General features: G+C 50.9%; 14 protein-coding genes and 1 pseudogene. 6 read left to right on the plus strand and 9 right to left on the minus strand.

What is annotated here, in order from left to right:
- Nucleotides 1-40 precede the first annotated feature (40 nt).
- The 4 genes from AC0YNV_RS24015 to AC0YNV_RS24030 all read right to left on the minus strand — a co-directional run bounded on the left by AC0YNV_RS24015 (nt 41) and on the right by AC0YNV_RS24030 (nt 5,031).
- Nucleotides 41-883 carry a carbohydrate ABC transporter permease gene (locus AC0YNV_RS24015; protein ID WP_475770276.1) on the minus strand — a complete coding sequence of 281 codons (843 nt, stop codon included), beginning with the start codon at nt 881-883 and terminating at the stop codon, nt 41-43.
- 12 nt (nt 884-895) lie between these two features.
- Nucleotides 896-1,789, minus strand: coding sequence for a carbohydrate ABC transporter permease (locus AC0YNV_RS24020; RefSeq protein WP_475770277.1), 894 nt, complete (start codon nt 1,787-1,789; stop codon nt 896-898).
- An 8-nt stretch (nt 1,790-1,797) separates the two neighbouring features.
- On the minus strand, nt 1,798-2,898 hold the full coding sequence (locus AC0YNV_RS24025) for a Gfo/Idh/MocA family protein (protein WP_210038650.1): 1,101 nt from the start codon (nt 2,896-2,898) through the stop codon (nt 1,798-1,800).
- A gap of 672 nt (nt 2,899-3,570) precedes the next feature.
- Entirely contained in the window at nt 3,571-5,031 is a 1,461-nt protein-coding gene (locus AC0YNV_RS24030; RefSeq protein WP_475770278.1) for an amidase family protein, read from the minus strand.
- Nucleotides 5,032-5,237: 206 nt separating this feature from the next.
- Between AC0YNV_RS24030 and AC0YNV_RS24035 the strand changes: the two genes are divergently transcribed.
- Nucleotides 5,238-8,378: a hybrid sensor histidine kinase/response regulator gene (locus AC0YNV_RS24035; RefSeq protein WP_475770279.1), complete on the plus strand. Its 3,141-nt coding sequence runs from the start codon at nt 5,238-5,240 to the stop codon at nt 8,376-8,378.
- A 372-nt stretch (nt 8,379-8,750) separates the two neighbouring features.
- Here AC0YNV_RS24035 and AC0YNV_RS24040 read toward each other — a convergent pair whose 3' ends face one another.
- Together AC0YNV_RS24040 and AC0YNV_RS24045 are read right to left on the minus strand one after the other, a co-directional pair.
- A complete protein-coding gene (locus tag AC0YNV_RS24040) occupies nt 8,751-9,041 on the minus strand; it encodes an ATP-binding protein (RefSeq protein ID WP_475770344.1) in 291 nt (96 codons plus the stop codon).
- Nucleotides 8,975-9,964 carry an AlbA family DNA-binding domain-containing protein gene (locus AC0YNV_RS24045; RefSeq protein WP_475770280.1) on the minus strand — a complete coding sequence of 330 codons (990 nt, stop codon included), beginning with the start codon at nt 9,962-9,964 and terminating at the stop codon, nt 8,975-8,977. Before AC0YNV_RS24045 ends, AC0YNV_RS24040 begins: the two co-directional genes overlap by 67 nt.
- 1,030 nt (nt 9,965-10,994) lie before the next feature.
- Between AC0YNV_RS24045 and AC0YNV_RS24050 the strand changes: the two genes are divergently transcribed.
- Nucleotides 10,995-11,792 carry an SDR family oxidoreductase gene (locus AC0YNV_RS24050; protein WP_475770281.1) on the plus strand — a complete coding sequence of 266 codons (798 nt, stop codon included), beginning with the start codon at nt 10,995-10,997 and terminating at the stop codon, nt 11,790-11,792.
- Between the two features lie 244 nt (nt 11,793-12,036).
- On the opposite strand, the gene AC0YNV_RS24055 is transcribed toward AC0YNV_RS24050, so the two are convergent.
- The 3 genes and pseudogenes from AC0YNV_RS24055 to uxaC all read right to left on the minus strand — a co-directional run bounded on the left by AC0YNV_RS24055 (nt 12,037) and on the right by uxaC (nt 19,860).
- Nucleotides 12,037-17,742 (minus strand): choice-of-anchor I family protein, encoded by a 5,706-nt coding sequence (locus AC0YNV_RS24055; protein WP_475770282.1) that lies wholly within the window; start codon nt 17,740-17,742, stop codon nt 12,037-12,039.
- A 387-nt stretch (nt 17,743-18,129) separates the two neighbouring features.
- Nucleotides 18,130-18,327, minus strand: a pseudogene (locus tag AC0YNV_RS24060) (NAD(P)-dependent alcohol dehydrogenase); the annotation flags it as partial.
- Nucleotides 18,328-18,459: 132 nt separating this feature from the next.
- Nucleotides 18,460-19,860 (minus strand): glucuronate isomerase, encoded by a 1,401-nt coding sequence (gene uxaC / locus AC0YNV_RS24065; protein WP_475770283.1) that lies wholly within the window; start codon nt 19,858-19,860, stop codon nt 18,460-18,462.
- A 106-nt stretch (nt 19,861-19,966) separates the two neighbouring features.
- Between uxaC and AC0YNV_RS24070 the strand changes: the two genes are divergently transcribed.
- From AC0YNV_RS24070 to AC0YNV_RS24085, 4 genes are all read left to right on the plus strand, one after another.
- Nucleotides 19,967-20,647, plus strand: a complete 681-nt coding sequence (locus tag AC0YNV_RS24070) for a GntR family transcriptional regulator (protein WP_210038639.1) — start codon at nt 19,967-19,969, stop codon at nt 20,645-20,647.
- Between the two features lie 19 nt (nt 20,648-20,666).
- Complete coding sequence (gene uxuA, locus AC0YNV_RS24075; protein ID WP_475770284.1) at nt 20,667-21,761, plus strand: mannonate dehydratase; 1,095 nt, start codon at nt 20,667-20,669, stop codon at nt 21,759-21,761.
- Nucleotides 21,758-22,612: an SDR family oxidoreductase gene (locus AC0YNV_RS24080; protein ID WP_475770285.1), complete on the plus strand. Its 855-nt coding sequence runs from the start codon at nt 21,758-21,760 to the stop codon at nt 22,610-22,612. Before uxuA ends, AC0YNV_RS24080 begins: the two co-directional genes overlap by 4 nt.
- Nucleotides 22,613-22,828: 216 nt before the next feature.
- Nucleotides 22,829-23,698 carry a 3'-5' exonuclease gene (locus AC0YNV_RS24085; RefSeq protein WP_210038636.1) on the plus strand — a complete coding sequence of 290 codons (870 nt, stop codon included), beginning with the start codon at nt 22,829-22,831 and terminating at the stop codon, nt 23,696-23,698.
- The last annotated feature ends 76 nt before the right edge of the window (nt 23,699-23,774 follow it).

Raw genomic sequence — 23,774 nt, forward strand, 5'->3', positions numbered from 1 at the left:
TTTAACATAATGTAGAAAACAAGCAGAAGCCTAACAGGAGCTATCCCTTGGAGCCCGTAAGCACCACCCCCTCAACGATATACCGTTGCGCGAAGAAGTAGAGCAGGCCGATCGGGATGATGCTTATGAAGGCTCCGGCGGCGAGCGCCGGGAAATCCTGGCTGGTCTGTCCGATCAAGAGCTGCAGCCCCACACTGAGCGTGAACATTTCGCTGTTCTTGATATACAGGAACGGACCGAGAAAATCGAGCCAGGAGTTGACGAAAGCGAAGATGATCGTCGTAATGATGATCGGTTTGGATAAGGGCATGATGACTCTGGCATAGACAGTCCATCGATTGCCGCCGTCGAGATAAGTCGCCTCATCCAGCTCCTGCGGTATCGTCAGGAAAAACTGCCGGAACAAGAAAATATAATACGCTCCCCCCAGCCAGGCGGGGACGATCAGCGGCAGCCAGGTATCGATCCAGCCCAGCTTCGCGAATAAAACATACGAAGGAATCATCATGATGGAAGGCGGAATCATCAAGGTGATCAGTACAATCGGAAACAGCCTGTCCCGGTATTTTGTCCGGAATCTTGAGAATCCATAAGCGACTATGGAACTGGAGATGACAGCCCCCGCCGCGACGAAGATCGATATTGTGAACGAATTCTGAATCCACTTCCACATCAAGGGCTGTATGGCGAATAATCGCTCGAACGCTTCGAAGGTAAACTGCTCCGGCAGCAGTGCGGGAGGAACCTTGTACGTCTCGGCTTTGGTCTTCATCATGGTTGAGAGCATCCAGGCCAGAGGCCCCGCAAACAGCAGGAAGACCGCGCACAACAGGAAGTATTTTAAAGCGGTTCCAGCAGCGCCGCTCTTGTGTCTACCATTCATAGTTGTTCCCCCCTATTTCTCACCCTCGTAATAAACAAACCGGTTGGATAATTTCATCAGCACCAAGGTGACCAATGCGATAACGGCAAACAGGAAAATAGACTGCGACATCGCCATGCTGAACTTCAGATCCGTAAAGGCCGATTTATAAATGTTGTACACGAACGTGTACGAAGCGTAATTTGGTCCGCCCTTGGACAGCAGCAGGGCCTCTGTAAACATTTGAAAATTGTACATGGTCTGAATAATGATGACGAACAGAATGGACGGGCTGATCATGGGAAGCGTAATGGCGAAAAACTTGCGCACTCTGTCCGCTCCGTCAATTTCGGCCGCTTCATACAGATGACTCGGAACATTCTTGAGCGCCGCCAGGAAAATCAGCACGCCGCTTCCGGATATCCATACCTGCAGCAAAATGATGACCGGTTTAATCGTATGCTCTCCGCCAAGCCAATCGATCTTGTCAATTCCAAGAAGGCCAAGCCCGGCATTGAGTATGCCGAATTCCGAGTTGAACACCAGCCTCCAGATAATGACCGTCGCCACGATCGGCACAAGCGTAGGCAGGTAATAAAATGTACGGAATATGGCAATACCTTTAACGTTGAAATTAAGCAGCATCGCCAGCAGCAGCATGCCCGCCGTCACAATCGGCACACCCAGCACGACGAAATACAGCGTATTAAAGAGACTTTTCATAAAGATCGGATCGTCGATCATATGAACGAAATTATCGAAGCCGATAAAATTGTAATGGACCGCGCCAGGAAGCTTGGCATCCGTGAACGCATAGAAGATTGAGGTTCCGAACGGAATCAGGAAAAAGGTGATGAAGCCGATAATCCACGGCATAATAAACAAGAAAAATAACAATGTGTCATATTTCCTCAACCTATTCATCATGACACCCCTTAATTGGATAGCTCATCCAAATATACATACCGTTCTTCCAGTATGGATTTCTCTGCGGCCAAGGCAATCATCAAGGCGTTTCTGCCCACTTGCCCTGTCGCAAACGGCTGCTTGCCCTCTGTGATGCATTTGATAAAATCAATCCGCTGGGTCTGGCCGCCGGTATGGCCGCCCATGATGGAGTCCGAGGTCACATCCATATCCAGATGCTCTCTTGTAAAATCCGCTCCGCCCACGATGTCGATCGCCTTGTCGTTCCTCGCCACCATCTGTCCGCCATTCTCTCCGATCAGGCCGATCTCAAGCCCTTCACCCATCAGATTTCTTGGTTTCAAATACATGCAGAGGCCTAAATTCGCTTTGCTTCCGTTATCGTAATCCACCGTAATGAATGCATGATCGACAATGGACGTATCGGAAATCGTCTTGGCGGGATAATGGCTGTAGGAGTTGGTGATCAGATTCTCCTGTCCCTGCTTCATGACATGCTGCCCGCCTGACGCGAATACGCGGACGGGGTTAGCCTTGATCATCCAGTTGAAAATATCGAAATGATGGCAATCCTTCTCGACGATGGCTCCGCCCGACTTGCTCTTGTCATAGAACCAGTCCGTCGGTGGAAAAGGATCGCGGAATTCCTTGCACCACATCAGCTTCACATCGCCAAGGCGTCCATTCTCCACTTCCTTCGCCATCCGGCGGTACAGGTTGGAGTAGCGGTAGACGAGACCGATCTGCAGGATCCGCTCATGCTTCTCTGCAGCTTCAATGATCGCATCGCAATCCTCCAGCGTATGAGCGACAGGCTTTTCCAGGAAAACATGCTTGCCCGCCTCCAGAAAGGCGACCGCCACCTCTCTGTGCTTATAGTTAGGGACGCTGATGACGACCGCATCCAGATCCTCTTTATCCAGCAGCTCGCGGTAATCCGTGCAGATGACCGGCTTGCTGTTCGCAAGCTCCGCCAGCGTTCGGGCTACATTCGCTTCGTTCATATCGCATATGTACCGGACCTCGCATTCGTCCAGCAGATCAAAGCCGATGCAGTGGTGCGAGCCCATATCTCCGACACCAATAAATGCCATTCTTATCTTTCCCATGCGTGCACACTCCGTTGTCATGAATTTTGCGCCAATTTATACTGCTAGTTTGATGTCAGGTAAGCTAACCAACTCTTAAGCATGTTATGATAGTAATGCAAATTTACGTTATTGTCAAACATTTTTGGCTATAAATTATTTATATTTGCGGCAATTTTCTTGATAACGGCCTTCTAAGCGCAGTAAAGCCCTGATTATGACTATTTTTTGTCCCCTACAAAATGAAGGCGATTTCAACTGAGTAGTCCCGAAAAACAAACATGCATTTATTTGCCGCAAATTGTTTTGCATGTCATTCTCTTGTCAGATTAGGGTGCGCTTCGGGTAAAAGCTTAAAATAGCAGGCTGGGCTTTCATGCAAGCATAGCTGGCAAAGCAAACAGGGCTATCCTTCAGCCGGATGAACGGCTTTTTGGAATAACCCTGTGCATCTATGAGTCTGGTGAAAAAGATGGATTTCGCATGCGAAACTATTTTCCGATATACGTGTGGGATGTTATAAGCGGGCTAACCGCTTGCCACTTGTTGAAACAACTGCTGCAGCAGCCTGATTAATTTGAACGATAACAAATGACAGGCAGTACATACGCCTATCCATTTCCCTTATTTCGGGGGAGAGGAAACTACCTGTACCGTCACACTGGGCAGCAAAGTTTCTTCTTCTTAACCTCATTATTCGATAAAGCTCTTCAATGAAGGCGCTTTGCGGAACTTCGTATGCTGCTCGAAAGCATAAGCCAGCCTGATCAGCACCGGCTCCTCATAGGCCCGTGCCGAGAAAGTGACCCCGAACGGCGGACCTGCCTGCGTGTAGCCGGCCGGAACGACGATTGACGGATATCCCGCGCGGGAAGTGATTCTGGAGCCGAAATCAGCGGGAAACAGCAGCGCGTCCAATTGATGCTCCCGCATCGTCGCATCGATCCCCTCATCCTTGCAGAGCCTGAGGTCTGTCGTACGATCCCGGATGTACCGGGCTTCGGTCAAGGTGCCCGAGGTCGTGTATTCCGTATCGATAAGCGTCTTCTGACCGTATTTCAACGTTTCCATAGGGTGTTGATTATTGAATTCGATAATATCCTTCAACGTGCGCATCGGAGCGTGAGGGCCAAGCTTGGCCAGATACGCATTTAGAGAAGCTTTGAATTCATTGAGAATCACCGTGGAATAGACGATGCTCCTCGCCGTCTTAATATCCGCCGGATCCACGATAACCGCACCCAAATCCTTCATAATCTCCACCGCACTGTTGAAGATACCGAGCTGCTCGTCCGTCAATTCCTCAAAATAATAATCCCGGGGAATGCCGATTCTCGCGCCTTTCAGCCCGTCTTTATCCAGAAAAGCCGTATAATCCGCGTGCTGCCTGCCAATCCCCCCGCCCATTGCCGCATCCTCTGCATCGAATCCGATAATTCCCTGCAGCAGCAGTACGGCGTCCTTCACCGTTCGGGCCATAGGCCCGGCGGTATCCTGAGAATTGGACAATGGAAGTATTCCGGTTCGGCTGATCAGCCCCACGGTGGGTTTGATCCCGACCGTTGAGCTCAGATTGCCTGGATTCAGAATCGAACCGGACGTCTCCGTCCCGATCGACGCCGCGCAGAAATTCGCCGCTACCGCAACACCCGAGCCGGCGCTGGAGCCGCCGGTCGGCGTGGAGATATTGTAGGGATTGAGCACTTGACCGCCGCGCGAGCTGTAACCGGACGGCATCCCTTCTGTCATCATATTGGCGAACTCCGTCATGTTGGCTTTGCCCAGTATGATGGCTCCCGCTTCCCGGAGCTTCTTCACGATGAAGGCATCCTCCGCGGCATAGGAATTCGCCAGGGCAAGCGAGCCGGCGCTCGTATGCATTTTGTCCCCTGTATTGATGTTATCCTTCAATAAGATGGGAATGCCATGCAGCGGCCCGCGGGATTCGCCTCTTAGCCGCTCCGCATCCAGGGCATCCGCGATGAACAGGGCGTCGGGATTAATCTCCAGCACGGAATTCAGCGTCAAGCCATTCTTGTCATGATCCGCGATCCTGTTCATGTAGAGAAGCACCAGCTGCCTTGAGGTCAACTCACCGGATGCCAGCGCCGCCTGAATATCCGCAACGGTCGCTTCAATGATCTCAAATCCCATTTTCGTCACCCTCTCCTGCCAATAACAAATTGGCCTTCTGCTATCATTATATCCGCTCCTGATAATATTTCCCTGACAACCTCCGTCAGCTTCCGGCATTGTTTCAGGATCCGGACAGAAGAAGCCATCATTCCCATTTTGTGATTGAACGAAACGTAATCCGCTGGAAAAGGAAATGCAGCTGTCATGTCGAATTTAAACGAACTATGATGAAGAATCGACGCAAGCCTATGCTGAAATTTGCAGCTGTTATCCTTCTATCTCTCGCCGTTCTTATTGGCCTGAGATTGCTGTGGTCCTACGCGCTCAGCACGCCGGAGCATCCCCGCGCGGAACAAGGCGTGCTAGATTTGCGCGGCTGGGACTTCGGGAATTCCAGTCCAATCACGCTGGACGGCGAATGGGAGTTTTACCCTGATGCCTTAATCACACATACAGACCCTCAGCGCCAATTCGACGGCAAGCGCTCATTCGTGCAGGTGCCGGGCGATTGGAGCGAGGCTTTTCCTCAAGACGGCCACTCGTCGTTCGGCTACGGAACGTACAGGCTGCGTATTCTGGTCGATCCCCTGGATCAGCCTTATGAAATCTCGGTTCCGGAAATCCAGACCTCGTCCCAGGTGGAGATCAATGGCCAGGAGGCGACAGAATTCGGCAAGCTGGCGGCGCGGGCAGAAGACTACAAGCCGATGGGAGTCGCTAATTACACCGTATCTTACGAGGCTGGCAATCAGGAAAGCATCGAACTGCTTATACGGGCAGCCAACTTCGATAACCCGACTCATGGAGGGATCGTCAGATCCATCCGCTTCGGCTCGCAGGCCGCTATAGACTCAGAGCACTGGTACTCCATCGGATTCCAGCTTGTGACCTTTGTCATTTTGCTGCTGCATGGTTTGTATGCCCTCATTCTGTTTGTGTTCAACATCCGCCAGAAGGCATTTCTCGTTTTTTTCATGATGCTTGTCACCGTTGGTATTTCCATTATCGCCGACCATGATTTGCTGCTGCTCACCTGGTTCCCTGTTAATTACACTTGGGCTTTGAAAATCAGGCTGCTCTCGTATATGTGGCTCTCCTTCTACCTGCTGCTGATGGGCAGGAGTTTCTCCGGGAATACCGGAAGGGGCAAGCTGTTCTATGCGTACATAACCGTACTTGGCCTTTATTCGGCGAGTCTTGTACCCATGTCTGCACCGTACGTTTATTACACAACCGATGCCAGAATATTTGCCGTCCTTTATATTTTTCCAGTGGTCTGGTTCTTCTGCCTGATCGGACGCATGGTAATCCATAATCATAAGGACGCCGTGTTTCTCCTGTTCGCCGCGGCCAGCATCTTATCCAGTGTCATCTGGGGTTCAATCGTCCATGAAGGCACGTCCAACAGCATTTATTACCCGATCGATATCATTGCCGCCATTGTCGGGTTCTCGGCCTACTGGTTCAAGCGGTATTTCCGCAATACTGCGGAGAACATCAAGCTTAATGAGCAATTGCAGGCGGCGAACAAGCTCAAGGATCAGTTTCTTGCCAATACGTCGCATGAGCTGCGAACCCCGCTGCATGGCATTATCAACATCGCCCAGACCGTCATAACCAACGAGAAGCATGCCATAGGCGAAAAAAGCTTCAGGGATATGGAACTGCTCGTTACCATCAGCCGCCGGATGTCGCGGATGCTTAACGATCTGCTGGACGTCGTCCGGCTGCAGGATAAGCAGATCGTCATCGAGCCGGAGCCGCTCTGCATCCAGTCGGTCACTTCCGGCGTCATCGACATGCTCGAATTCATGACCGAGGGCACGCCCGTCCGGTTGAAGCTGGACATTCCGGAATCCATGCCTTTCGTTCTGGCCGATGAGAGCAGACTTATACAAATTCTGTTCAATCTGCTGCATAACGCGATCAAATACACCGATGAAGGAATGATTTCCATAACGTCCGAGGTGATAGACGGCCAGGCTATAATCCATGTCAGCGACACCGGGTCCGGCATGGATGAGGAGACCCAGGAACGTATATTTCTGCCCTACGAGCAGGGACAGCAGGGAATAAGCGGCGGCGGCATCGGGCTTGGCTTAAGTATTTGCAGGCAGCTTGTTGAGCTGCTTGGCGGAGAGCTGACGGTCCGGTCCACCCCCGGAGAAGGCTCCGTGTTCAGCTTCACGCTTCCATTGGCCGCGAATTCGAATATCGCGTCTTCCCGGCAAAGGTCCGTTCAAGGAAATATCGAGTATGAGGAAGCGGCCGTCCGGCTGCTCATCCCGGAAGCTGCAGCGTCGGCAGAATCAGCCGTCATGAAGGACGCGCTTCCTGCTGCGCTGCGTACCTCCGCTGCCGGGAATCTGAACATTCTCGTGGTGGATGACGATCCGGTCAACCTGAAGGTGCTGGTCCGCATCTTCTCCTCGGATCCTTATCATATCCGGACCGTTATGTCCGGCCAGGAAGCACTGGACCTGCTCGGAACCGAGCAGTGGGACCTGCTGATCGCCGACGTCATGATGCCGCATATGTCCGGCTATGAGCTGACGCGCACTGTACGGGAGCGCTTCACGATATCGGAGCTGCCGATTCTGCTCCTGACCGCGCGCAACCAGCCGGAGGACATCTATGCCGGCTTCCTGTCGGGAGCCAACGATTACGTTGCCAAGCCCGTTGATTCGCTGGAGCTCAAATACCGCGTCTGGTCGCTCACGACATTGAAGCAGTCGATCAATGAGAGTCTGCGTATGGAGGCCGCGTACCTGCAGGCGCAGATTCATCCTCATTTTCTGTTCAATACATTGAATTCAATCATGGCCTTAAGCGAAATCGACACCGAGAAAATGCGCAGGCTTGGAGATGCCTTTATCTCGTATTTGCGGATCGGCATTGACTCTCTGAATGCAGAGCAGCTGGTCATGCTTTCCCATGAGCTGGAGCTTGTCCGCGCTTATCTGTATATCGAGCAGGAGCGTTTCGGAGAGAAATTGTCCGTAGTGTGGGAGGTTGAGCCGGATATTGACCTGCTCCTGCCGCCGCTCACGGTGCAGCCATTGGTCGAGAATGCCGTCCAGCATGGACTGCGCCGAAGCAGCCGAAACGGCACCGTGCACATCCGGATCACCCGCCAGGCGGGCTCCGTACTCTTCGAGATCAAGGATGACGGCAGGGGCATGGACGAAGAAGAGGTCAATAGGCTGCTTGATCACGATAGAAGGCCTAAGGGCGGGATCGGGCTGTTGAATACAAACCGGCGGTTGACCCAGCGGTATGGTCAGGGGTTGGAGATTCAGAGCCAGTTAGGTTTGGGGACGACGGTGTCGTTTGTGATTCCGGAACGTGGGACGGAAGACCTGTAGAAAACCGGACTGCGCAGGGGGGGCGTCTTACGGTATGCGCATGTGGTGCAAGGTATCGCTTCTGTTGGTTATGTGATTGTCGGGGGGATAGAGTTTATTGTCATTTCACCTTAGATGAACAAAGGCAGCCCTTCTCTAAAAGGGCTGCCTTTGTTAAATTATAAATTCTTTTCAAAAAAATATGCTCTTATCAAATATCACCCTACTCTTTTAATTTATATTTAAAATCAAAAGTTCTAGCTTTTGCATTCAAAGGCTCTAGAATATCTTGCTTTCTTAATTTTTGAAAAGCCTTCTTAACTTTATTTACATCTTCCTCACCACTAATATTGCGAACATCCTTATTTGTTATAAAAACCCCTGGATTATCTTTTAAATAACTTCAAGGGTGGCCAATCTTTGATGTTTTATAGTTACTAATAGAGCATTGTCCAATTCTTTAATCTCTGGAGCCACCAATCCAACTTTTCTAAGTTCATTTCTCGCAGTATCCAAGCCCTCACCTATATCATGGTTTAAAGGGTTAGGTAAATTATGTAATAATCTTACAATAGTGGGATTACGAGAATATCTTTCATCATAAATATTTTCAACTGTCATAAATCCTGGTAGTTTACCAGGACTTTGAATTTCAATTCTATTATCGTAAATTTTGATGTGTATATCATATCATCGTTCAAGCTATAATCCCTATGAATCACAGCATTCACTACTATTTCCTTAATTGCCTCTGTAGGATAAGTAAGTTTTTTAAGTCTTCCAGCAACATAATAACTAGAATCTGAAAGTATTTCACTTATCTTTTCCAAAATATCATGTACTTGATTTTCAACTGTTCCTTTAATTGTTTCTGGTTTTCCATCTAGTTGTTCTCTCTTGTATTCTGTTCCAGAAGTTCTCAACCGATAGATTTTTATTGCGCATCTAGTATCAAGTGTCGCTTGTGGCTCTTCATCAAATAATAAAACACCTGCTGCATTAGGAAAAAATTGATCATCCTTTTTAGATAAAAGTCTCTGTTTTCTAAGAAATGATCTACGATCCAGATTGGATTCAATTCTATTCATGTAGTCAATAAGATGAGGGCTATCTTCAATATCTTCGATGTCAATATAATCAATCGGTTGTTTTTCATACGAATAAGCTCCCTTAGTATAACTAAGGGATGTTATCCGTTCTCCCTTTATTTCTTTTTTTTGTGCATTTATACGAATAAAACACTTCCCTTGTGCAGTATAGTGTATTTTGGGACTCTTAGGAATTGATATATGAAGAACCAGACCTAAGTCACCAAAATCAATAAATTCGATTAATACATTTTCCACAGATGGTTGCGTTTCTTCAAGTAAGGTATGAATTATGTCATTAGCATCTTCCTGCTTATCAAATCCAATTATTCTTTCTCCTGACACTTTTTCGTCTTCCATACCTACATATAAATCTCCACCGTCGGTGTTAGCAAATGATACAAAAGTTTCCTGTAACGTTGAAGGCCTTATTCTATAACTCTTAACATCATTAAAGTGATCCTCTTTTAGAGAAAGTAATCTTTTTCTTTCACCTTTCTCGTGAATTCTTTTTATCATATACCCTCCAAAACTAATAAAGTTTTTGTTATTCTGACCCTAATTACTTCCATAAATATATCCTAATTTAATATAACAGCCCTTCTCTTAAAAGTCATTCCGATTTTAGAAATTCTTGTAATAAATTGTCGATTCTTTGTGCATCCAATATTCAACCCCTGTTGAGCAAAGTCAAACGATATTACTCACACCTTACTTTTCTCGCCAGCGAAAGTGCCGATCGGCAGACGTCGAGAAAACAATCAAGCTGCTTGCCAAAATCATTACGCTCGTTATACCCGGAATTCGGATCGGACAAGCGGCGTTACAATGCTATTCAATACTTATTATTTTGCCTGACAGGAAGCCCCGTCCAGCTCCCCCAGCAGCAGCATGAAGCACTTCCTGCTGTTTGTATTATTATAGGGAAAATGAAGCATAATGGATAACATGGTATTAGATTACATATAAACCAGTTACTCGTCTATTCCCAGAACATACGAAGCTCCGCTGCCGGTTTTTCCGATGGTGACGTGGGCGATCTCCTCGCAGTTGAGGCTTTCTGACTTGACCACGCAGTCATTGTTGATGTTCTGCGTCGGTTCGATAAATAACAAGAAATTATTAAATACTTCATTGTTCGGGCGCTTTTCCGTCTCCAGATATGATTTGACCGCGCCATCATATTCGACAATAAGCGCCTATGACAATTTTCCGGTAAAGCTGATCAGGATGCTGTGCGGGAGTGCTGAAAATGCTGGACTTTAAACTTATCTGTGAGCATTGCTGGTATTCAATCTCTTTAACTGTGCACGAAGGCGCAGGTCTTTATGCCTTATAGCAAATTCGCTTATTTTCGCCAGCAAATATCTGCAAAAATCACTTCTTTCTTATTTGACAATTTTCGTAATTTCCCTTTCGGGAAGGATCCTCACTGATTATTAATCGCTGGTTAAGCACCGGCCCCCCCGGCGTTCAACTGGTTCAAGCATTTGCCCCATGTGTAAACAAAAGTAAATCAATCCGCAAGAAGCAAAGGAGATCTGTACTTATGACAATTGAACAACGTTTGCAGGGAAAAGTAGCTGTTATTACTGGCGGAGGCTCCGGTATCGGCAAAGGTGCGGCCTTGAAGCTCGCCAAGCATGGCGCCGTGGTCTGCATGCTGGACCGGACTCGGGAGAACGCCAATAAAGTCAAGAAACAGATCGAATCGATGGGCGGCCGGGCGGAGGTATTTGAGACGGATGTTTCCGTACCCGAGATGGTGGAGAAAGGGATGCGGCAGGCGGCGGAGAAGTTCGGCAAAATCGATATTGTATTCGCCAATGCCGGCATTAACGGCAAATGGGCGGCGCTGGAGGAGCTCAGCGTGGACGATTGGGATCAGACTCTCTCGATCAATCTCCGGGGCACCTTTCTGACCTTGAAATACGCTGTGCCCTACCTGAAGAAAAACGGCGGCGGCAGCATCATTATTACCAGCTCCGTCAATGGCAACCGGATCTTCTCCAACACTGGCGCAACCGCCTACAGCTCCAGCAAAGCGGGCCAGGTGGCCATGATGAAGATGACCGCGCTTGAGCTTGGCCCATCCCGCATTCGCGTCAACGCGATCTGCCCGGGGGCTATCGACACGAATATTAACGACAATACCGATATCTCGCCTACGCTGGATGATGTCAAGATGGAGGTGGAGTTCCCTGAAGGCAGCCAGCCGCTGGAAGGTCATGCAGGGAGCATTGAGCAGTGCGGGGATCTGGTGCTGTTCCTGGCCTCGGACGAGTCTTCCCATATCAGCGGTACGGAGATTTATATCGACGGGGCGGAATCGCTGATTCGGGGATAGTGATAATTAATTGAGTACCGTGTAGAGGCTGATGTGAGATCGGTCGGCAAGGTTATCTGCTGCTGAACAGGTTGTTGCTAATGCCGGAATTGAAGGTTGGATGAGACGGGTAGCAGTGGTAAGTGAGAAAGCGGGATAACCCGTCTTTCTCAGACGAAAAAGGGATACCGCGGCACAGCCGCAGTATCCCTTTTCCCATATTAACCCTATAAGCTCCGTCCGGCATCAGCCGGACCGGAATCACTTAGTCGATGAAATTCAATTCTTTCAGCGTCCGCTCCAAAATCAGTGCCGCTTCAGCGCGGGTTGCTTTGTTTGCAGGAGCGAAAGCGCCTTTCGTGTCGCCTTGCATGATGCCTTTGTCCGCGAGCAGCGCCGCTTGTGCAGACGCCCAATCCGGAATGGAGGCGCCATCGGTGAACTTGCTCAGCGAAGCCGCATTGCCTGCAGCATTGGCTTTATCGACCATTTCCATTGCGCGGGCGATCATTACGGCCATCTCTGCACGGGTAATATTCGCAGTTGGCGCGAATTTGCCCGGCTCCATGCCGTTGACCAGTCCGGCTTTAACCGCCGCTTCTGTCGCTCCTGCATACCATGCATCCGAAGCAACATCCTCGAACGCAGCCGAGCCTTTGCCCATTGTCAGCCCCAGGCTGCGAACGAGCAGGGAAGTGAATTCCGCTCTGGTGATGGCGTTGTTTGGTGCAAAATGAGTGTCGTCCATACCTTTGACAATCAGCTTGGACGCCATGTCCTCAATCTCATTCTTGGCCCAGTGTCCATTCAAATCAGCGAAGCTCTTGCTGTATTTGATGACGGTGTAGGTGCTGTTGCCCGGACGTTTCATTTCAACCGCCGGTTTGCCGTTCAGCGTCGTTCCGACATTCGGTACGAATACGAGCTCGCCGCTAACCGGGTCAACCATAACAGCCGTTCCGCCCTTCAAATCCGTTGAGGCCGGCAGATAAATGATGCGGGATACATAGGTGGTGCCAAAATCGTTCCGCTCTTCTTCTTCATTGCCCGTAACCAGTACAACCTCGAATTCCAGAGAAGTGCTGTTGACCAGCTGCGCTCCCATGGAATTTGCTTTACTGGTCAGCGCGGCAAGGGCAGCATCGCTTAATGGTGCAATGGATACGCGGACGCTCACATTGCCGAGCGCGCCGGCTTCGGACAGATTAAGAACATTCAGCGGCAGGTTATAGGCTGCTGCTCCTGTCTCAATTCTGATCGTCATTTGTCCGGCTTTGTCGTTCCCAACATTCAGCGCTTCCGCAGGCAGCGTAATTTCCGTTGCTCCGCTCAGATCCTGCATGTTGATGACCAGCTCCGCCTGCTTGCCTGTTCCTGCTGCCGTGAATGCAGCCGTAAGGGCAGCTTGCAGATCCTCTGCCTTAACCGTTACCTGATTGATCGCTTGACCTGCTTCATTCGTTCCTTTGGTCACCTGCAGGGCAGCTTTAGGCAATTCAGTCGTTCCTGCAGCCGGCTCTTCCGTTACAGGAGGTGTTGGTGGCGGGTAATAACCTCCGTTTCCTTCTGTCGGCTTCGCCTGCTCCGTAATACGGCCATCGACCACTGGGGAGATGGTTCCGCCAAGCGAAGTCATGTACTGGATGAAGATTTCATAATCCGGATAGCCCAGATCCTCATGATACGCGCCTTCTTCAATCGCTTTGGCGAAGGATGCATATCCGTCTCCTCCAAGAGCGACAAAGCTGTTCGTTGCCAAACGGTACGTTTTCGTCAGATCAACCGCGGTGTAGCCCGATTCTGTCTTGATTTGCAAATCAAAAACCTTGCTTCCTGCGGCCTGGCTCGGATCCCATTTGAAGCGCATGCCCGCCACCTGCGGGAATTTGCCCGGCAGATCGCCCAGCTTCGCGCCGCTGACTCCATTCTCCAGCCCGTCCTTCAGTTCTTGGCCCGTTACATCAAGCACATACAAGGTGTTGCCGAAAGGCATAACCGTACGCAAATCGCCCATCGTAATATCGCCGAGTTTAATTGAAGTACGGATACCGCCGCCGTTCATGATGGCCACATCGGCATTTTTGAGTTCTTTCGCCCGGGCCAGCATGCCGTCTGCAATGAAGTTCCCCAGATTGGTTTCCTTCGCGCGGACATCATTGCGTTCGCCGTTCAAAACGACAGTCGTCTTGCCGATAACCTGCTTCTTCAGATCTTCAAGATCCGCATTGTAAGGAGCGAGCATGTTTTTGGCAGCCTCGTCCTCCGTTACGGTTGCGTCAACTGTCATCAGACCGCCTTTAAGCAGATTTTCACCCGTCATGACTACGCCCTGATCATCAAAAGCCAGATCGACGCGGCCAAGGAATTTGCCCCACTCGTTCGCCTGCACGATAACCGTTGGCGCTGCATGCTCACCTTGTACGACAACTGGTTTATCCAACTGCGTATGGGTATGTCCGCCAACGATCAAATCGATGCCCTCGACAGCCTGAGCCAGATCTCTGTCACGGTTGTAGCCCAGATGGGACAAGGCGAAGATAACATCAATGCCTTGCTCTTTAAGAGCGGCAACCGTATCCCTGGCAGACTTGGTTGCATCGTTGAACACAACATCCTTGCCGGGACTTGAGGTTTCCTTGGTGTCCTCGGTTGTTAAGCCGAATACGCCAACCTTATGACCGCTCACATTCAGAATGATATAAGGATATACGCCTGCGTTATCCGTTGATTTCTTTGCGCTGGCGTCAATCGTTGCCGGCGCTTTGAGGAGTGGACTGATGTTGGCATCCTTGCTGAAATCAATATTCGATGTGAGCAGCGGGAAATTGGCTTTGCTCACGAAATCCTTCAGAGTATCTGTGCCGGCATCAAATTCATGATTGCCGAAGGTCATGGCGTCATAGCCCATGTAATTCATGAAGGACAGATCCGCTTGACCAAACCATTTGGTGAAATACAGATCGCCGGAGAATACATCGCCCGCGTCGAACAGCAGGCTGTCGCCGCCTTCACTGCGCACCTGGTTCACAAGCGTTGCGCGTCTGGCAACGTCCGCCAGATGGGCATGCGTATCGTTCGTATGCATAACGGTCAGGTTCCAGAAACCGTCGCTCACCGTCACTGTCGCTTCGGCAACGCCGTAACCGTCAGCGCTAAGCGCGGTAATGACGGCCGTGCCTTCTTTGGAGCCCGGTTTTACAAATCCGTTCGCATCCACTTCCGCAATGCTTGAATTAGAGGAGGTCCAGGTTACCGTCGACGCGCTATCGCCGACTGGCGTTACAGCAGCAGTCAGCTGCGTGCCTTCTCCGCCCGGCACAAATGTAAGCTCGGACTTGTCCAGCGTTACCTTGGTCACGTTCAATTGAAGAACAGCCACCGTTCCGCCTACTTCATTCGCGACCAGCAGAAGCGGAAGATCTGTAGGGCTTTCCGTAGCCGGAATGAATTCCAGACCTTCAGGGCCGGCATCCGTTTCGATCCCCTTGGAGAAGTCGCGCGTATTGAGGTAATTGGCGAAAACAGGCTTCGTCGGGTCCGTCACATCGTAGGTCATGATGCCGCCGACGCGCTCAAGTCCCACGAAGGCGAAGGCTTTGCTGCCCACTTGGCCAACAGACACATACTCCGGTTCAGGACCTTTTTTAGGGCTTCTGTCATCCATATCGGTCTTGCTGTTGCTTGCGTTGAAATTATCCGGAACGCGCTGTCCGGTGATTTTCTCGAAATCGCTGCCGCTGTCAAAGACTTGCATCATGTTAGTTGTATCCCAGATGGAGAACGAACGTCCACCATACAAATAAACACCGTCATTGCCCATGTCGCTGACGACTTCAACGTCATCGTATTTGTCTTCTCCATCGAGGAATTTTGCTGCGGCTGAGTCAGGATTCAGACCGTCTTTGATATCCTCAATTTTCGTTACATTTGTTCTGGTTAGCTCATCAGCGTCGACTGGCCATTCTGTGGCATCCCCTTCATTCGCTGTGAACAGGTATTGCTTGCCGTTCGCACTGTAGGTGGCAATGCCGTCAGGCATATACATGCCCGAGAAAGGCACGTTCTCCAGGTTGATCTCGCCATCCTCCACCAAATCCAGAGCGTTCTTGGGATCATTAAGATTCTTAAGTCCCAGACCTTTAATGGAATCGACCGTTTTACCGGCGATGTCTATCGTTGCAATGGCGTTGCCTTCCTGCAAGGAGACATAGGCTTTGGTCTCGTCCGCCGAGAGTGCGATATATTCCGGCTCCAGATCGAAGATTGCATCTTCTTTTGTTCCGCTGCCGGTGATTTGGCCGTCTGGGCCGGATTCGCCCCGAATGTGCACGTTGTTGTCAATCACTGCCGGGTTGTTGAACCCCACTTGCGTCGACACACCCGTTGTTGTGTCCACAATCGTCACGCTGCCATTCGGATCGTCAGGTGCATTGCGGGGTTCAGCTTCATCCGCCGTCATCAGGTATTTACCGTTGGTTGTATACTTCACCATATCCGGCTGTACGCCCGCTGGGTAGCTGGTCAGCAAATTCCCGTCATAATCAAGCACAAGAATCTTGCCCGGCTTCATGGAATCAGCTTCCTGAATCGCTACCGCCACACGCTTGGTCGCGGTGTTTACATCTACACTGGTCAAATCGCCATATTCGAACCCATCTACTTCCGAGAGATTCTTGACGAGAACCGATTTCTCTTTTGTCAGTTCCTCATCGTTCGTAAGGGCCACAATATCCAGGCTTGGCGGCGTACTGGAGCCGTTGACGACATACATTTTGCCATTGTCTTTATTATATTTCACAATCTCGGCTACGCCGCCGTCTTCGTTCGATTCTCCAACTTGGTATTCGCCGATCTTCTCAACGCTCAGCTTGTCCTCAATTGCAGGAGCCGGAGCCGCATTAACCACAAGCGGGAGTTCTTTCTCGATGGTAACCGGCGATTCTGCGCTGTCAGTTACCTTGATCGTTACCGAAGCCGTACCCGCTTCGCCAGGCGTACCCGTAATGCTGCCATTCGAAGGGTTGATGCTCAGGCCGGAAGGTAATCCGGCCGCAGCGTAATGATAAGGGATCGTGCCTCCATATACAGCTGTCGTTACGGAATACGCTGTATACGGCGAACCGGCATTTGCTTCCGGAAGTGATAACGCCGTGAATACGAGCGGTGATATGCCCCAGGCATTATCGGCGCTGCTGCGCGGGCCTTTGGCCGTGATGGTTGCTTCATTAGCTTTATCATAATTAACCTGCTCGAAATCGATGTTGTTGTGATCCGAGTCGGTAAAGTTAATCCGGCGGAGGGCAATTTTCTTGGACGTTCCTCCCGCATCTCCGCTTGGATGCTCCATTTCAAAGCCATCAATCTGGCTGTTGGAATCATTGCTTCCCGTCCCTATCATATCCACATAACCGGAGGGCTTTGCTTCAAAAGGATTCTTGGCAGTAAGCGGAGAATTATCGCTCATGAGAGCAACCTTCATGCCCTTATTGTTAAGAAAACGGTCAAACATCAAATCTTGTTTATCGGTAATATCAAGCTTCGCCTCAGCAGAGCCTGTGTTCTTGGCTTTAATCAAATAAGAAGAATGTGCCGGAATCGCACCCGTAAGATCAAGCACTTCCCAATTGCCTGTTATGCCGCCAGCCGTGTCGCTTTTATCGGTGGTGCCAGAAATTCCATTATCGGCATACTGCAGCGACCAGCCCTCCAGGGAAACAGGACTGTTTGTCGGATTATAAAGCTCGACAAAACCATTTGAAACCACGATTTCGTCATCCAATTCACGCCCGCCGCCATAAATCTGATTGATAATGACGTGAGGCACAGTAACATCATAAGTACCTGCTGCAGTATAAGGCGTCCCTACGATCGGACCTTCTGCAGCCATGGCAGCGGCGCCAGCGAATACGGAACCGGCAAGCATTTCGGCTGCTAGCAGTAGCGAAAGTAATTTCTTCCCTCTTTGTTTCAAAAGACTATCACTCCCCATTTATATTTAATAATCCCATTTATTGTAGTAGTCTTTTGTTAACGCAGCCGCCCTTCTTTTTTTAAGGTTTTGTAAAAATACATGAAAGATGAAGTTGATAGAATAATAAGGAGCAGGCAAAACTAAGAAGGAGTTGTTATCATCATCCGGCGGCAGCATTAGCTTCTTCATCAAAAATATCAAAAAAAGGTAGGATATATTTTATACTCCCATGTATTTCAAGAAGCAGCGGTTATCGCCATCCGGCGGCGCAGCAGGCTTCTTCCCTCAGACCTTTTTGTAAAGGTCAAACTTATAAATGCTATCTAGCGCACAAAAAACGCCAGGATGCTCACCCTGACGTTTCTTCCGGATCTATCCTATTGGCTATTACTCGTTGGGATAAACCATAACCTTCAAGCTGCCGCTCTTGTTATGTATCGCACGCTCCATCGCATCCCGCGCCTCTGCAAGCGGATAGCGGTCCGTAATAAGCGATTTGGCGTCGATCATGCCGGATGCGAGAAATCCGATCCCCATCGGGTATGTATTCGCATAGCGGAACACGCCGTAAATATCAATCTCATTGTGGCGGTTTAGTTCGTTTCTTCCCTTAGACCTAATAGACATATGTACAGACGTGAAACTCATACATGCTATAAAGTCAACAAAACCGGCCCCTGGCATATGTGATGCCTCAAGGCCGGTTGAACGAAAGTCTTATTGGATGCGAATATATCTATCGGCATTATTGAAGCAGATATCCTGGACCAGCTTCCCGATAAAAGCATAATCGCGCGGCAGCTCGCCGTCTTCGATCCATGTGCCAAGCAGGTTGCACAGCACCCTGCGGAAATATTCATGTCTCGTGAACGACAGGAAGCTTCTGGAGTCGGTCAGCATGCCCACGAAAGTACTGATCAGCCCGACATTCGAAAGCACCTTCATCTGCTGGAGCATGCCGTCCTTCTGGTCATGATACCACCAGCCTGAGCCGAGCTGGATTTTGCCCCTTACGCCAGGCGACTGAAAGTTGCCGATAGCGGAAGCAATCGCTTCGTACTGCGCGGAATACAGCGTATAGACAATCGTTTGCGGCAGCTCGCCGCTGCTATCAAGCTTACCCAGAAACCCGTTAAGCGACCTTGCCAGCTGAAAATCCAGTATCGAATCGTAGCCGGTATCCTTGCCAAGCTGCGCGAACATTCTGGCATTATTATTGCGTATCGCTCCGATATGAAGCTGCATCGTCCAGCCATGCTGGTTATACAACCGACCAAGCTGTACAAGCGTGTAGGTCTGGTATTGAATAACTTCATCCTGCGATACCGCCTCGCCCTGCAAAGCCCTCTGGAAGATCGCCGCCGCTTCACGCTCGTCAGGCAGCGTAAACGGAAGCATCTCGAAGCCATGATCCGACATGCGGCAGCCATGACTATGAAAATAATCGACCCTTGAAGCGACTGCTTCCAGGAACTGATCATACTGCGTAATCGGAAGATGTGTAACCCCGCTCAGCCGGTTCACGTAATCCGCAAATCCGCTGTCCCCAACATTCAGAATACGGTCAGGACGGAAGGTTGGCGCAACAGCCGTTTCAATCGCGCTATCGCTGCGGATCTGCTGATGATCCGCCAGCTCGTCGATGGGATCATCGGTGGTGCAGACGACTCTGACATCGAACCGTTTCAGAATCCCGTTCGCCCGCATATCCTCATCCTGCAGACGCTCATTGCACCGGTTCCAGATATCGCGAGCATTATCGCCCGTCAGCAGCTCGTCTATGCCGAAATAACGGCTGAGCTCCAGATGCGTCCAGTGGTAAAGCGGATTGCCGACAGTATCCGGCACCGAACGGGCCCAGACCATGAATTTGTCCTCGTCTGGAGCATCTCCGGTAATGAGGCGTTCCTCCACGCCCAGCCAGCGGAGCGCTCTCCACTTGTAATGATCGCCTCCGAGCCAGATCTCGGCCATATTGCGGTATTTCTTATTGACAGCGATTTCATTCGGACTCAAATGACTGTGAAAATCATAAATCGGCATATCCTTTGCATAATCGTGGTACAGCGTCTTTGCGCTCTTGCTCTGAAGCAGCCAATCCTCATGAATAAATGACATCGTAGACCTCCTAAAGTTAATATCCGCATTAAAGAATCCGCTTCCATACTACCATACTTGTATGGTAGTATGGAAGCATTAACTTACAATCCAGGGAGGTGAACCCATGACTTTTACGATGAAGCCTCAAACTACCTCCACCCGCGATGCCGTAAGCCATGCGCTGAGGGAGCAAATTATGATGCTGGAGCTTGTTCCCGGCACCGGTATTTCGGAGAAGGAAATTTCCCTTAAATTCAATGTCAGCCGGACGCCGATTCGTGAAAGCTTCGTGCGTCTGGCCCAGGAGGGACTGCTGGAGATCCTCCCCCAGCGCGGCACCTTCGTCTCGCTGATCGATCTTGAGCTTGTGGAGGAAGCGCGGTTTATGCGCGAGCAGCTGGAGCGCGCCGTCATCCGGCTGGCCTGCTCGGACAGCTTTCCGGATGAACAGCTGAAGGCGCTGCAGAAGAATCTCACCAAGCAGCAGGCCTGTATCGACAAGCAGGATTACCGCACCATGTTCGAGCTTGACGAGGCCTTTCACCGCACCATCTTCGAAGGCTGCAGGAAAAGCAACACCTGGGCGGTTATCCAGCAAATCAACATCCATTTGAACCGCAGCCGCATGCTGCGTTTGGCTGCCGACCATCACTGGGATCACCTCTACGAGCAGCATCTGCATATGGTAGAGGCCATCCAGGAGCATGATGCCGACCGGGCCGAGAGGATCATGAAGGATCACTTGAGTCTCACAATTGCCGATCAGGCGCTGCTGAAAGAGAAATTCCCATCCTATTTCAAATGAACGGAGGCTAATCTGTACGATGAAAATGGTATTCCGCTGGTTCGGCGAAGGCAATGATACCGTCCCGCTCCATTATATCAAGCAAATTCCGGGGACAGAGGGCATTGTATGGGCGCTGCATGACGTCCCTGCAGGTGAAGAATGGCCCATGGAAGGCATTATGAAGGTCAAGGAGGCAGCCGATGCGGCCGGTCTGCATATCAAGGTCGTGGAGAGCGTTAATATTCACGAGGATATCAAACTCGGATTGCCGAGCCGCGATATGTATATCGCGAATTATAAGAAAACCATCGCCAAGCTGGCACAGGTCGGCGTTGAGGTGATTTGCTACAACTTCATGCCGATATTTGATTGGCTGCGCACCGATCTGCACAAGCAGACGGCTGACGGCTCTACGGCGCTGTTCTATGAGAAAAGCAGGATCGACAACATCAACCCCTTCGAGTTGGTCAAGCGGATCAATGAGAATTCGGCCTTTACCATGCCGGGCTGGGAGCCAGAGCGGCTGCAGTATTTGACAGGATTGTTCGAAGCCTACAGGTACGTAACAGAGGAGAACCTGTGGGATAACGCCAAGTACTTCCTGGACGAAATCATACCTTTCGCCGCCGAGCATAACATCCGGATGGCCATTCACCCGGATGATCCGCCGTGGCCGATCTTTGGACTGCCGCGAATTATTACAAGCCGGGACAATCTGCGCCGCTACCTTAAGCTGCACGACAGCTACTATAATGGCTTGACACTGTGCAGCGGTTCGCTTGGGGCCAATCCGGACAATGATATCATCGCCATGATCCACGAATTTGCCGACCGTATTCCGTTCGCGCATATCCGCAACGTGCGCGTATTCGAGAACGGCGATTTCATCGAAACCTCGCACCGCACCCAGGATGGGACCGTGGATATTGCAGGTGTGGTGCAGGCCTATCACGAAAATAATTATGAGGGCTACTGCCGTCCTGATCACGGCCGGCACCTCTGGGACGAGCAATGCAGACCCGGTTACGGTCTGTACGACCGTGCGCTCGGCATCATGTATCTATGGGGCTTATGGGACGCATACGTCAAGAGCGCTTCCAGCCAAAAACAGGAAAAGGAGATCTACTCATGAACCAATTACCTATTCACCCCTCCCTGCAGGGAAAAGTCGTCGTCGTAACAGGCGGAGCCGGCGTATTATGCCGGGTTCTGGCGCTTGAGCTGGGCCGTCAGGGAGCGCGGGTTGCCGTGCTGAACCGGACGCTGTCAAGCGGGGAAGCCGTTGCCGCGGAGATTGCGGCCGCCGGAGGGGAAGCGATCGCCCTCTCCTGCGATGTGACCGACAGCGACAGCGTCCGGCAGGCCGCCGAGGCTGTACAGCAGCAGCTGGGATCATGCGATATTCTGATCAACGGCGCAGGCGGCAATCAGCCGGCGGCCATCACGACGAATGAGCTGTTTAATCCCGAGGACGTGGACGCACCCGGCGTGACTTCTTTCTTTGACTTGAGCGTAACGGGTTTCCGCAGCGTGCTTGATCTGAATTTTATCGGCAGCCTCATTCCGACACAAGCCTTCGCCCGCCAGATGCTTGGCAAGCAGGGTGCGACGGTTATCAATATCTCATCCATGAGCGCATTCTCGCCGATGACCAAGGTTCCCGCCTACAGCGCCGCCAAAGCGGCAATCAACAACTTTACCGAGTGGCTGGCGGTCCATCTGGCGGAATCCGGCATCCGCGTGAATGCGATCGCCCCCGGCTTCTTCCTGACCAAGCAGAATGAGAAGCTGCTCACGAATGAGGACGGTTCATTGACTCCCCGCTCCCACAAAATCATCTCCCATACGCCGATGCGCCGCTTCGGCAAGCCCGAGGATCTGCTCGGCACGCTGCTCTGGCTGACGGATGAAAGCATGTCCGGCTTTATTACCGGAACTACCATTCCTGTCGACGGCGGATTCATGGCTTATTCCGGAGTATGATCCATTTCAACGAATGCCATAATTTCACTCATCATAAATGTAATGGCCGATTCATCTGCTGATGGATCAGCCATTACCGAAACGGGCGCTTGCCGCCCGTTTTTCTTTTTGCCTGCCTCCCCGCCCGATTCTCGACGGAGGCATCCAAACATGCTATTGTGGAGTAAGCACGCATAAGTTCCTTGAGGAGCGAAAGACACAAGCTGTCAAGGGATTATGCGCTCAATAAAATCGGAGGCGAGCATTACGGACTACATTATTTTGGATATTGAATTCAACGGGCGGAAATTCGCCAGCGACAAGCCGATGGAGGTAATCGAAATCGGCGCGGTGCGGCTTACTGCGGATTACCGGCAGGTGGATGAATTTTCTGCGCTGATCAAGCCCGTCTACTTCTCCAAGCTGAACAGCTTTATCAAGGGAAAGACCGGCATTCCCCAAGAAGATATCGATGCGGCCTCAGGCTTCCGGACGGTAATTGCCGACTTTATCCGCTGGCTGGACCGCAGCGAAACGTATATGCTCCTTACCTGGGGCGGCGAGGATTTGAAACGGATTATATACGATACGCGCATGCACAAGCTGGATGATTCCTATTGGATGAAGGCGCTGGCCTTCGATCTGCTGAAGGGTTTCCTGAGAGATCAGAAGCTCACCAATGACGTCAGCGTCGAAGCCGCGCTGGCACAGCTGGGCATTACCCCCGAAGGCTCGGCGCACCGCGCCCTTGATGATGCCCGTATGACCGCAGAGGTATTCCGGGCGGTTGCCCCAAGGCTGGACTTCTCCCAGGCCCAGCACTTCAAGGATGTCTATTCCAATGCCAAGGAACGGCGTATGGTCAAGAACGCGGTCCGCACCATGCAAGCGCAGCGGGTGGTTCCCCAATGGGAGCTGATCGTCGAGCATTTTCTGAAAGACAAGGTAACCTTGACCGATCCGCGTAAGGCTGCCGAGCTCGAGGCCTATTTTGGTACCGTGGTTGAAAGTCAGCAGCCTCAGAAGCAGAAACCCGCAGCTCCAGCCGGTGAGACCAACCCGCCTTCCGCCGAATCCTCCAGCAATGATGCTGGCAAGCAAGAATAATCAACGGCTCCAGGCATGATAAAGCACACCAGATCCCGACTGTTGTTACTCAGCAACAGTTTTTTGGCGTTTTATG

The organism is Paenibacillus sp. JT31N11 (assembly GCF_056269285.1).

Coding starts and splice junctions, on each gene's coding strand:
- AC0YNV_RS24015 (WP_475770276.1), bottom strand. CDS start 883: ATGAATGGTAGACACAAGAGCGGCGCTGCTGGAACCGCTTTAAAATAC.
- AC0YNV_RS24020 (WP_475770277.1), bottom strand. CDS start 1,789: ATGATGAATAGGTTGAGGAAATATGACACATTGTTATTTTTCTTGTTT.
- AC0YNV_RS24025 (WP_210038650.1), bottom strand. CDS start 2,898: ATGGGAAAGATAAGAATGGCATTTATTGGTGTCGGAGATATGGGCTCG.
- AC0YNV_RS24030 (WP_475770278.1), bottom strand. CDS start 5,031: ATGGGATTTGAGATCATTGAAGCGACCGTTGCGGATATTCAGGCGGCG.
- AC0YNV_RS24035 (WP_475770279.1), top strand. CDS start 5,238: ATGATGAAGAATCGACGCAAGCCTATGCTGAAATTTGCAGCTGTTATC.
- AC0YNV_RS24045 (WP_475770280.1), bottom strand. CDS start 9,964: ATGATAAAAAGAATTCACGAGAAAGGTGAAAGAAAAAGATTACTTTCT.
- AC0YNV_RS24050 (WP_475770281.1), top strand. CDS start 10,995: ATGACAATTGAACAACGTTTGCAGGGAAAAGTAGCTGTTATTACTGGC.
- uxaC (WP_475770283.1), bottom strand. CDS start 19,860: ATGTCATTTATTCATGAGGATTGGCTGCTTCAGAGCAAGAGCGCAAAG.
- AC0YNV_RS24070 (WP_210038639.1), top strand. CDS start 19,967: ATGACTTTTACGATGAAGCCTCAAACTACCTCCACCCGCGATGCCGTA.
- uxuA (WP_475770284.1), top strand. CDS start 20,667: ATGAAAATGGTATTCCGCTGGTTCGGCGAAGGCAATGATACCGTCCCG.
- AC0YNV_RS24080 (WP_475770285.1), top strand. CDS start 21,758: ATGAACCAATTACCTATTCACCCCTCCCTGCAGGGAAAAGTCGTCGTC.
- AC0YNV_RS24085 (WP_210038636.1), top strand. CDS start 22,829: ATGCGCTCAATAAAATCGGAGGCGAGCATTACGGACTACATTATTTTG.